The organism is Pseudomonas sp. GW821-FHT02A11 (assembly GCF_059421985.1).
On the sequence record NZ_JBWKWB010000015.1, the window covers coordinates 95734 to 105168 of the forward strand.

Below are 9435 nucleotides of genomic sequence, written 5' to 3' on the forward strand. Positions count from 1 at the left end.
CGATATCCCTGTAACCCATACAGGTTACTTTTCGAGATGTAACCTCTGGAGGTTACTTTGGGGTTGGTCAGGCGGCGGCCATCAGCGCTTCGATCACGCGCTGGCCAGCGAGAGGCGGAACGGCGTTGCCGGCCATGTGCATGGTCAGCTTGTGGCTATTGGGGCGGAGGGTTCCGGCGGGAAATGACTGGGCGGCCAAGGCTTCGCTGGCGCTGAGCATCCGCATCTCATCGCCGCGCACCAGCGCCCAGCGGTCCAGGGTGGTGATCGTGCCGATCGGCCTGTTCATGTCGCGGCCGGTCAGCCCAGAACCTTTGCCGTAGTAGGGCATGATGAACTGGTCACCGAAGCGCTCGCGCCCATTGCGCACTCGGTTGAGCGTTGCCTGCGCCCGGCCCGGACGCACGATCGGCGACCATTTTCCAGCGTTGAAGTCCAGAAAGCTGGCGGCTGGCACGTGCTGGTGCCTGTGCAGCTCGAGCATCAAAGGCGCCTTGCTGCGGGTCAGCACTAGGAACAACCTGACGCGATGCTGGGGAACGCCCAGATCTGCGCAGTCCACGACGTGCGGCGCGACTTGGTATCCAAGCGCCTGAACAGCGGAAACCCAGGCGGGGTAGAGCGCCCAGTCGGTGAACTCCTGAACGTTCTCGACCAATGCCACGCCCGGCCGGTGAAACTCCAAGGCGGACACAACAGCCCAGGCTGTCGAGCGTGAAGCATCATGCTGCGGGTTGCCGTTCGCTTGCCCGCGGGCCTTCGAGTGACCTTGGCAACACGGCGACGCCAGCAGCATGTCGTGAGCGGGTACCTGCTCCCAGCGGGCCTGGTGCAGGTCTTGGCAGATGTGCTGGGTGTCCGGGTGGTTGGCTGCGTGCCACTCGACCGCGACCGGCCAGTGGTTTGCAGCCCAGAGAACTTCGACACCCGCAGCGCGGGCACCGGTGGACCATCCGCCGAGCCCGGCGAACAAATCGATAGCTGTGGTCATAGAACCTCGTTCAAACTCAGGGGCCTGGTTACCATCATTCTTTTGGGGTTTTTCTTTAGATGAATCGAGACAAGGTTGTCTGGTTAGGGTCTGCGCTACTTTTCGTTGCTGGCGTCATCTGGGGTATGGGTTGGACAAAAAATGATTTTTTCAAAGTTGAAAATATCCATGACCTCATGGAGATCGGCTCCTCTATAGCCACAGTTGCTGCTGTGGTTATAGGTTTGACTGCTTGGAAGCGACAGCTTAGAGCCCAAGCTGATCATGATTTGGCCCGCCGCCTTTTGGTTAAGTCAGAACAGCTGCAGAGCGCGACTTTTCAAGTTGTTATAGATGCTCAATTCTGTCTGGTTAATGAAAACCTCCAGTATTCCGACTGGGAGTTAATTGACCGGATTCAAGAAGGGTTGCGTTCTCGTATGGATAACCAAGATCGAGCGCGAGTGGCCTTTCAAGCTGACATGTTGGAAGCTCGTGCACTATGGTCAGAGGACTTGGACAAGTATTATGAAGAACTCTTTGTGGTATCTGCGAACGCAAGCCTGTGTGTCCAATATTTTTTGATGTATTTGGACCAGTCTGGAGATCCTGATAGACAGGAGCCGTTAGAAAGCTCGATAGCCGGTTTCGGTGACTACTTGTCCGCAAAAGGCCTCGACGTCCCTCCGTCCGAGCTAAATGAGAAGCTTAGTTTGTTGAAGGCTGAGGCCAACAAGGTACTGAAGAAGAAACTTCAATTATCGTAGTGAGGAGTCTCCGTCGTGCGACGCACGGCAAGAACACTTGCGCTAGATGTTTTGCGGATTCCGTACTGGGCGATGGCGAGTTTGGTTGCGACCGCAGAGGCAGCGCCGCAGCTAAACTGGCAGACAATGCGGGCTGTGGGATTGATCACGCTGATCCTCGCCAGTGGCGTGATTCGTGGAAGTGGGGAATGGTTAAGCGCGTTCGCCGAGATCCAGGCCGATCTGACTTACTCGATCGACACAGGCCGGGTTGAGCCAGATGCATTCGGTACGGTTCGCGGTGCCCCGTCCGGCTGAGATGCGGGCAGAGGTGCTGTAGCAGGACCAGTCGGGCAGCATCTCGCTGTAAAGCTCACTCGGGTAGCCAGACAGCACGACCATTCCTTCTAGCTCGAGCAATGTGCTCAGTAGCGCGCGATGGTCGCTGTCGTCCATCTCATGTCGGTAGTACCGACCGTTCGATGCGCCCTTGTACCTGGTGTCATGCACGTAGGGCGGGTCGACATAATGAAGCGTGGTCGCGGCGTCGTGCGCGGTGATGACCTCGATCGCGGTCCTGTTTTCGATCAGCACGCCCGTGAGCCTCTGACCAACTTCCGCGATCGAGTCCGGATATTCGGCCCAGAGGGATTGTGCTGTGCCGTACTGGCGCTTCGTGTCGATGCGAAAGCCGGTTACGCCTTTGGTAGCGCCCGCCGACCCGAAGCCCATCTGCGCTCGCATGATTGTCCGGCGCGCTCGCTCTACTGGTTCCTCTGAGGTTTCCCATGACAGTTCGAACTCTGCGCGGGAGTAGGGCGTCAGCACCAAAAGCTCGGTCAGCTGTGCGCGGGTCGACGGGTGCTGAAGCACGCGGAAGAGGTTCACGATCTCGCCATCGAGGTCGTTGTACACCTCGGCGTAAGAGCGCGGCTTTTGCATCAGGACGCCAGCGGCGCCGCCGAACGACTCCACGTAGCAGGTGTGGGCGGGAAAGTGTTGCAGCACCCAGGGCGCAAGTCTGAACTTGGCACCGTGGTAGCGGATAACCGGTGCTGAAATGGTCATGGGTCGATTCCATGCGAGTGGGTAATGGCCTACGCTTACCGCTCCACAGGAAGGGAGAAGGTCTTGAACGAAGGAACTGAAAGGGTGTTGGGAATGGCGCTGCGTGCTTTGCTGCGCACAGCGGTAGAGCAGGGGCTCGATATTGACAAGCTGTCAGAGGCCGCCATCGAATCGATGCTCAACGACATCGCCTACACATCAGATGATGTCGCCCAGGCTGCTTTGGCTATTGAGGTGTCGGCTGATGCTGTGGTGTGATTGACTTTATTATTCAGAGGGGCCGACGATGACGACTTTCGAAAAAGCGAAGGCATTCCTGGCACAAGCTGGATACGGCAGCAGCACGGCGTCCAGCTACGCGTTCGAGCAGGGCAACACCGAAGCAGTGCTTCTGTAGATCCGAGATATTGAACCCCCGCAACGTGCCCCCGGAATTCTCGATCTTGACCAATTGCGGGCTTCATCTATCGCTAAAGGAATAGCCTCTGGGTGTCAGCTTCCAGCAATCACTGTGATAAAAGCTGATGCAAAAAGTGGGTATTCCTACTAGGTCCACAACGGTTTCCACCGTTTTCATCTCTCCCATGCAGCAAATTTTCCCTACATCCCTGCCATTCTCATTGACAGTTGGCAATAGCTTGACGTTGGGCTATACGTGGTGACCGGCATGGGGCCGGATATCGTCACGCCTTTGCGTCACGCAACTTTTACGTGCGCTCTAAGCTCGCCGCGGGACATCGAATCAGCGGCATGAATCAGCCGCGTGATGATGTCCTGCGGTTCCTCGATTTCGGCCAGCGTCATGATCCGAATCAGCGCCATGTCGGTAGCCTGATAAAGGTCCGTGACGATGCGCCGTGACAGCAGGCGCGCTTCTCGCTCCTCCTTCGACATCTTGTCCCGGTCGCGCTTGTCCTGCTGGCGCTGCTTGGGCGTTTTTGCTGCCATGGCATTCTCCGGTAAGGCTACTCGGTGGCAAATGAATGTGTTCCTGCCGCCGGCGCTGGGCGACAAGTCTGCTGATGCGCTTCATGGGTGGCAGACCTCAAGCAGCAGGTACCGCGCGCCGGTGTAGGGTCGGGCGATCAGGCGCTGCCCAGGCATGGCGTACACGGCCCAGGCCTGTCTGCTGCATCCAGCCATCATGGCGGCGTATTTTATGACGCTGATCGGGTCGCTGGATTCGCGGGCGTGCATCAGGATGCTGCCTTTTGACGCGTGGTGATCGGATAGTCGATCTTGTGGTCACGGATCAGGCGCCGCATGTAGCAGGTGCTGATACCCATATGCCGGGCCGCCTGATAGCGGCTGACGCCTATGTCGCGCATGGCCTTGATGCGCTCGACGTTCTTGGCGTCTTCGACCGGGTCGCTCTGGTTCTGCACCAGGTTCGCCACGCCGCCCTTCGCCGCCGGCTGGAACTCGAACCCGTGAGCCAGCGCCATCCGGTAAAGCTGTGTGCGGCTGATCCCCGTAAGCTTCGCGACCTCGCGCTGAGACATTGTCTTCGCCATTTCTCGAACTGCGTCCGGGTTGGCAGGAGGCGATTTTGCCGATTGGGCCTTGGCTTTAGCCTCCTCGATGTCCGGGACAATGCGCAGGCGCTGCATCGTTTCCTTCTTGCTGCGGCGCGGCGGTAGCGGCTTGCGGTCCGGAGAGTCGACCGGCGCGGGAGCGGCCCGGTAGCCGTAAGGCCGTGGAGCCGGAACAGGCCCTGCGACCTGCGACACCTGGCCGCCGCGGCTGAGAAATTCATCCATCGCCGCCGCGAGCCGGGCCGATTCGGCCTGATTGTGTTGGACCATGCTGAGTTCGAGGCTGATCATACTGACCTCACTTGATGCTGATTGAAGACTTGCCGATTTCGGAATGCGCCCCAGGCACCTCGACACCTTCCTTGATTGCCTTGGCGATCATGGCTTTGTCAGGCGTGCTGGTTACCTTGGTGTTGAAGTAGTCCTCGGGGATGACCTTTTCGTTGTCGATCACCACCACCGGCCGGCCCTTTCCCAGCGAAATTGTGAAGAGCGGGTGGCTGATCTTCGTGATGCCCGATGCTTCCATGTTGGAGCGCAAGTACTCCTTCAGCGATTCCTTGCGATTCGAGATGATCCGCTTGCGCTCAGTGAGTCGATCAATCTGCGACTGGATTGCCTCAAGGTCGCCGTCAATGTTGAGCGCGAGCATCGCAATGGCTTTGCCCTTGTCCTCAAATTCGGCCTGGATCGCGCCCATCGTGTCGTGAAGCGCGACGGCCAGGTCCTCGTCGGCGTTTTCCGCCAGGACGGCCAGTTCCTGAAACTCTTTGCTGATTTGATAGAGCGCGGTCATTACGCGGCCTCCTGCTGGAATCGTGGTTTCTGTTCGTCGTACTCGCGAGCGATGCGGGTAACGGCCTTGTTGTCATTGCGGGCGGCGAGCTTCTTGACCGCCACGTCGTGGATTTTCTTGAGCTCGTTCGCCGACTGAGCTCCTTTCAGGAGGTCGACAACGGATTGGATGTAGTCGAGGCGGGCCTGTTTCTGGCGCTCTTCTTCTTCCACCCTATCCTCGGCTTTCTCAAGCGCGACTTCGTCGCGCACGGCCTCGACATAAGCTGCGTCGTCGAACAGGCCCATGTGGATGTCCGCTGCAAACCCGAGGGGTTGAAGGCACTTGCCGATGGCGTCGGTGAGCGATTTCTTTGCCGCTTCCCAGTCGGTGATAATTTTTCCCTGCTGGAGCAACACGAAAGGGGTGTGGCCGTAGTGCTGGACGGTGCATTTCTGCCCGTCCTTGCCCAGGTACCACAACTCAATCTTTATCGTGTGCAGCTTGGCGTTGATGCGCGGCGCTTCAGGCCACTCTTTGGTCGGGGCCAGAAGAGGGCCGCCTTCGTCGAATCGATCCTCCAGCACAGTCCACCCCCAGCCCTCGCCGCATGGCCCGAACACTTCAGTCGCCTTGCGCATGAGGTAGGTAGGCTTAATGGCCGTGCCCTTGAAGCCGCCCATGCCGGTGAAGTTCTTCGTAGCGCTTGGGTCGGTCGTGTTGACCTGGTCCCAAATTCTTGTGTTGTCAGGCACGGTAGCTCCTTGCGCCATGCCGTTACCGGGGCGCTGCGATTGAATGGGCTAGGGGTGGATCAGTGCGGTGCGTAAGCGCTGGCGATCATCCAGGCAGAGCAGAACAGTAGGGTGAAGAAGCTGCCGCGCCAGAGGGCTATGCGCTTGGCATGCTGGTAGCGGTTCATGGCTCGTCATCCTGAATATCGAGATCGGGAAGCAGGTGCCACGACATCACTTCTTCAGTGATGATCCGCTGCCTGAACTCAAGCGGGCCTGGCGAGTGAGTTAGGTTGTAGAAAACAGCCGCCGCTATCCACTGGCCGTTGAAGCGATAGGCAGTGGCGGTTGCTGGGTCATCAGGTCGATACGCGATGTAGACGATCTTCTTTTCTGACGGAAGCTGATCTTCACATTGTATCCATCCGCTCATGGCCGAACCCTCACAGCAATCCGCCGACCTTTCTGAATCGTCGCCAAACGCTTTGTCAGGTCGCACACCGGCGTCTCGCGCGGCAGGCCGATGAGATCGTTGAACGGAAGACCGAAGCCCATCACCGCCAGCTTCCTTTCGATGTCTGCGATCTGCTCGTCGACCAGGGATGGAACAAGAGGCGTTGTGTTCATGCTGCGCTCCTCAACTGAACGACACGATTACCCGCCTTGATCGCCAGAGCCTCGCGGTAGCATTCGGCATCCTCAAAAGTGATTTGGGACGTGAACTCTGCAAAGTCGAGCGCGCCAGCGACGAAGCTTCGATCGGCGGCGGGATTAAGCGAATTCCCGATGCGCTCGATTTGCAGGTTGAAGTAGGCGTGTGCAATGTCCTTGCTCATAGCTCGTCATCCTCGGCCTGGGCGATCAGCGCATCTGCCGCCAGCGGCTTCAGCAGCGTGACGGCGATCTGGCGCAGGGCCTCATCAGGGTTTTCACAGTGCAGCGCTTCGGCGGCGGCAGAGCAGGCGTCAGACGAAGCCTTGCGCTTGGCTGCCAGCACAAGTCGGCCCAGAACGGAATTGCCCACGCCGGATGCCGAGAGCTGGCCCATCACGAACTCATCCACCGCTGCGGCGAACTGCTCGTACGTCACGCCCTGCGTCGAGTGCAGGCGGCGCTTGAACTTCACATCGGCGCCCAGCAGCAATTGCTCGGCGGCGTTGTCGATCCACTCGGTTACTGCGCTGTCGTCAGCTTCCACCGGGAGGCGGTTGTCGTACTCGAACTGTGCTTTCGCAAATGCATTCATGATCGCCTCCGTTAGGCGGTGGTAAACCAAACACACGGCACTACCCACGCAAGAACGCGAACGGCCAAATAGGCAGCGGAGAATGGGCAGTGCGGTGTGTTCGGGAGGGTGTGGAGGGGGCGCTTACATCAGGTGAATCGCCAGCATCCCGCGATCCATGATCGACAGTTCGCCGGTGCTGTTCATGATTTCTCGCAAGGCCTTCACGCCTCCAGCGATACCGGTAACGGCGGCTACCACCTGTAATTGGCCTCGATCATCTGCGCGGCGCAGTGCTGCGCGAATCCGATCGTCTTGCTTTGGATCAAGTACGCTCATCGCAATCTCCTATTGCTCGCTCACTGGGAAGGCAGTGGCTACCTGTTGAATGGGGTGATGCAGAGACCGGAGCTAATCCCGGCACGACTATTAGCAGCCTTAGTGACACCGGAGTTTCACCGGGGCGAAGGTTTCAGCCGCTTATTCTTGGACTCGCCGTGGCCATCTGGGCGCTTACTCACTCTACCGGCCACGATTCCCGCGATCCCTCAGGTCTTACACTTGCGCATCAGCCTGCGCATTCATCTGCATCGGAGGTAGTCTTCAGTGCTGTGGCCAGGCCCGCCTTTCCTACGAACTCCCATTGAAGGGCTAGGAACCCCGCCGCATCTGTCAGCCTTTCGGCTCGCGGGGCATTGCCTTACAGCTCGACGCCCTTAGACCCTTTCGGGACTGAAGACCACCTCCGATGGGCACTCTTGCGAATGCCGACGGTTTCTTTGATTCATTTCTTCAGCAACCCGTCAAATCGCTCCAAGCCGCCACAACTGGGCGGCCTGTGTATTTGACGGGCATTTGATTCATCCCACTGCCCACTCTGTAAATGCGCAAGAGGATGGTTCAAGCGACCTTTCGCAAAACCTCACGGCTGAATGCGTGAATGCTCATGTGCGTTCGGACTGTCATTTCACGGCGCTGCTTGATGTGGCTGCGCATCACAAGATCAGCCAAATCAGCAGGATCCGCTTCGAGGGCTGTAATCGCCTCGTCGACGCCGCCGAACCACTTCTCCAACAGCCTTGCGCAGGACGCTGCTGCTTCGCTGACCGTCTCGTCGCTTGCTTCAAATGCGGACGTACTCATGTTGTTGCCTCCGTTGATTTCCAATGCCGCCTCATAGAAGCGGCATCAGTAAATCGTCAGGCGACAGCCTTGCAGTCGGCTGCGGTCATACGCTGCCCGTCTTCCATCTCAACCACGCAAACGCCATTGCGATACCCGCGCTCGGTGTTGAGCCGGTTAGCCTCGCGGATGCAGGCGGCCAATTCGCTATCGGTGAAAACCTGCATCTCGCCGCGCAGGGTGATGCGGATGACCTTGTTCATGCTGCCTCCAGAGACTGCTGAGTCAGAAACTCGGCTACAGCCTCGGCCGGGGTGCAGCCGTCAGCGTAAAAGTCATGCAGGTCACTTTCTTCGTGTGAGCCCAGGGCGACTTGTTGGCCGAGCAGCTGGGATGCCTTGTCGATCCAGCGGTAATAGGTGCGCTCTTCAGCGTCTGCGCGGCACTCGTCAGCCGCCATCGTTGCCATGTTGAACATCGTGAATCCCTCCGATTGATTTTCCGGATGCCCCTCGCGAGAAGGGCACCGAGAAAATCTGGCCTTGTCACTCATTGCGCCCGTCAGGGTCATTCGCACAGTTCGGTCATCACCTCGCCAGACTGAGCCCCTCAATGGCTTTCATCTGGCGCCGGTCGCCTCACAAGCGCAGCGGTTTGTTTCCTTCGGTTTACTGACCTCCCACCGATGGTGCCGGGAGTGACCTAACCGGTTTGGCCGGGTAGTCGTTCATGGCGCTGGTTGTTAAAGAGCGGTTCGGAGCGGTGTGTCGCTGCGATGGATCAAATATGCACCGGTGCAATTAGTCTGTCAATGCACCAGTGCATAAATAATTTCAGAGATATTCCTCTTGATCGTCAGAAAGATCCTCATTTACTGTATGCATATACAGCAGTCGAAGGAGGTTAGCATGGCAGTCCACGGAAATGTAAAAGCACCCCAACCCAACGGCATGAGCGGCATGGAGCGTCTGGCCTTGCGCGTGTCGTCGATGATCAATCACCCAATCGCACAGGAAAGGCGCGAGGTCAGGATTCATCGGCTGGACACGGACGGGGAGAGGGAGTGGAACGAGATCGTGAATGCGATCTCAGAGGCGGACGGTATCGACCTGACGCACAATCATGAGGATGCGTCGATCACGCTGAGGTGGGAGCCTTCAGAGGATGACGAAAAGCCCGCGCAGGTGGCAGACCCATTCGAAGCAGAAGACCCCGCTCCTTTCTAGTGGGCACTGAAAAGCCCGCTCTCGGAGCGGGCTA

General features: G+C 58.3%; 18 protein-coding genes. 3 read left to right on the forward strand and 15 right to left on the reverse strand.

The features are described from left to right. Nucleotides 1-67: 67 nt before the first annotated feature. Nucleotides 68-991 (reverse strand): DNA cytosine methyltransferase, encoded by a 924-nt coding sequence (locus AC07V9_RS20110; protein ID WP_495017398.1) that lies wholly within the window; start codon nucleotides 989-991, stop codon nucleotides 68-70. Between the two features lie 59 nt (nucleotides 992-1050). On the opposite strand from AC07V9_RS20110, the gene AC07V9_RS20115 reads away from it, so the two are divergent. After that, the gene (locus tag AC07V9_RS20115) at nucleotides 1051-1737 is read left to right on the forward strand and encodes a hypothetical protein (RefSeq protein WP_495017399.1); all 687 of its coding nucleotides are present in this window, start codon (nucleotides 1051-1053) and stop codon (nucleotides 1735-1737) included. 192 nt (nucleotides 1738-1929) lie between these two features. Here AC07V9_RS20115 and AC07V9_RS20120 read toward each other — a convergent pair whose 3' ends face one another. Further along, the gene (locus tag AC07V9_RS20120; protein WP_495017400.1) at nucleotides 1930-2784 is read right to left on the reverse strand and encodes a DNA adenine methylase; all 855 of its coding nucleotides are present in this window, start codon (nucleotides 2782-2784) and stop codon (nucleotides 1930-1932) included. 63 nt (nucleotides 2785-2847) lie between these two features. Here AC07V9_RS20120 and AC07V9_RS20125 point away from each other — a divergent pair, with 63 nt between their 5' ends. After that, nucleotides 2848-3042 (forward strand): hypothetical protein, encoded by a 195-nt coding sequence (locus AC07V9_RS20125; RefSeq protein ID WP_495017401.1) that lies wholly within the window; start codon nucleotides 2848-2850, stop codon nucleotides 3040-3042. A gap of 438 nt (nucleotides 3043-3480) precedes the next feature. On the opposite strand, the gene AC07V9_RS20130 is transcribed toward AC07V9_RS20125, so the two are convergent. The 13 genes from AC07V9_RS20130 to AC07V9_RS20190 form a co-directional block, all read right to left on the reverse strand. Further along, nucleotides 3481-3732 carry a hypothetical protein gene (locus tag AC07V9_RS20130; RefSeq protein WP_495017402.1) on the reverse strand — a complete coding sequence of 84 codons (252 nt, stop codon included), beginning with the start codon at nucleotides 3730-3732 and terminating at the stop codon, nucleotides 3481-3483. An 81-nt stretch (nucleotides 3733-3813) separates the two neighbouring features. After that, complete coding sequence (locus tag AC07V9_RS20135; RefSeq protein ID WP_495017403.1) at nucleotides 3814-3981, reverse strand: hypothetical protein; 168 nt, start codon at nucleotides 3979-3981, stop codon at nucleotides 3814-3816. Then, complete coding sequence (locus AC07V9_RS20140; RefSeq protein ID WP_495017404.1) at nucleotides 3981-4610, reverse strand: helix-turn-helix domain-containing protein; 630 nt, start codon at nucleotides 4608-4610, stop codon at nucleotides 3981-3983. The genes AC07V9_RS20135 and AC07V9_RS20140 overlap by 1 nt, the downstream gene beginning before the upstream one ends. A gap of 7 nt (nucleotides 4611-4617) precedes the next feature. After that, on the reverse strand, nucleotides 4618-5115 hold the full coding sequence (locus AC07V9_RS20145; RefSeq protein WP_495017405.1) for a siphovirus Gp157 family protein: 498 nt from the start codon (nucleotides 5113-5115) through the stop codon (nucleotides 4618-4620). Further along, a complete protein-coding gene (locus AC07V9_RS20150) occupies nucleotides 5115-5849 on the reverse strand; it encodes a hypothetical protein (protein WP_495017406.1) in 735 nt (244 codons plus the stop codon). Before AC07V9_RS20150 ends, AC07V9_RS20145 begins: the two co-directional genes overlap by 1 nt. A gap of 163 nt (nucleotides 5850-6012) precedes the next feature. Then, on the reverse strand, nucleotides 6013-6261 hold the full coding sequence (locus AC07V9_RS20155; RefSeq protein WP_495017407.1) for a hypothetical protein: 249 nt from the start codon (nucleotides 6259-6261) through the stop codon (nucleotides 6013-6015). Beyond that, nucleotides 6258-6455 (reverse strand): hypothetical protein, encoded by a 198-nt coding sequence (locus tag AC07V9_RS20160; protein ID WP_495017408.1) that lies wholly within the window; start codon nucleotides 6453-6455, stop codon nucleotides 6258-6260. The genes AC07V9_RS20155 and AC07V9_RS20160 overlap by 4 nt, the downstream gene beginning before the upstream one ends. Beyond that, on the reverse strand, nucleotides 6452-6664 hold the full coding sequence (locus AC07V9_RS20165; RefSeq protein WP_495017409.1) for a hypothetical protein: 213 nt from the start codon (nucleotides 6662-6664) through the stop codon (nucleotides 6452-6454). Before AC07V9_RS20165 ends, AC07V9_RS20160 begins: the two co-directional genes overlap by 4 nt. Then, the gene (locus AC07V9_RS20170; RefSeq protein ID WP_495017410.1) at nucleotides 6661-7074 is read right to left on the reverse strand and encodes a hypothetical protein; all 414 of its coding nucleotides are present in this window, start codon (nucleotides 7072-7074) and stop codon (nucleotides 6661-6663) included. Before AC07V9_RS20170 ends, AC07V9_RS20165 begins: the two co-directional genes overlap by 4 nt. Nucleotides 7075-7197: 123 nt before the next feature. Then, nucleotides 7198-7392 carry a hypothetical protein gene (locus tag AC07V9_RS20175; protein WP_495017411.1) on the reverse strand — a complete coding sequence of 65 codons (195 nt, stop codon included), beginning with the start codon at nucleotides 7390-7392 and terminating at the stop codon, nucleotides 7198-7200. Between the two features lie 561 nt (nucleotides 7393-7953). Further along, a complete protein-coding gene (locus AC07V9_RS20180; protein WP_495017412.1) occupies nucleotides 7954-8196 on the reverse strand; it encodes a hypothetical protein in 243 nt (80 codons plus the stop codon). A 56-nt stretch (nucleotides 8197-8252) separates the two neighbouring features. After that, nucleotides 8253-8438 carry a hypothetical protein gene (locus tag AC07V9_RS20185; RefSeq protein WP_495017413.1) on the reverse strand — a complete coding sequence of 62 codons (186 nt, stop codon included), beginning with the start codon at nucleotides 8436-8438 and terminating at the stop codon, nucleotides 8253-8255. Continuing rightward, nucleotides 8435-8653, reverse strand: coding sequence for a hypothetical protein (locus AC07V9_RS20190; RefSeq protein WP_495017414.1), 219 nt, complete (start codon nucleotides 8651-8653; stop codon nucleotides 8435-8437). Before AC07V9_RS20190 ends, AC07V9_RS20185 begins: the two co-directional genes overlap by 4 nt. A gap of 430 nt (nucleotides 8654-9083) precedes the next feature. Between AC07V9_RS20190 and AC07V9_RS20195 the strand changes: the two genes are divergently transcribed. After that, nucleotides 9084-9401 (forward strand): DUF1654 domain-containing protein, encoded by a 318-nt coding sequence (locus AC07V9_RS20195; RefSeq protein ID WP_495017415.1) that lies wholly within the window; start codon nucleotides 9084-9086, stop codon nucleotides 9399-9401. The last annotated feature ends 34 nt before the right edge of the window (nucleotides 9402-9435 follow it).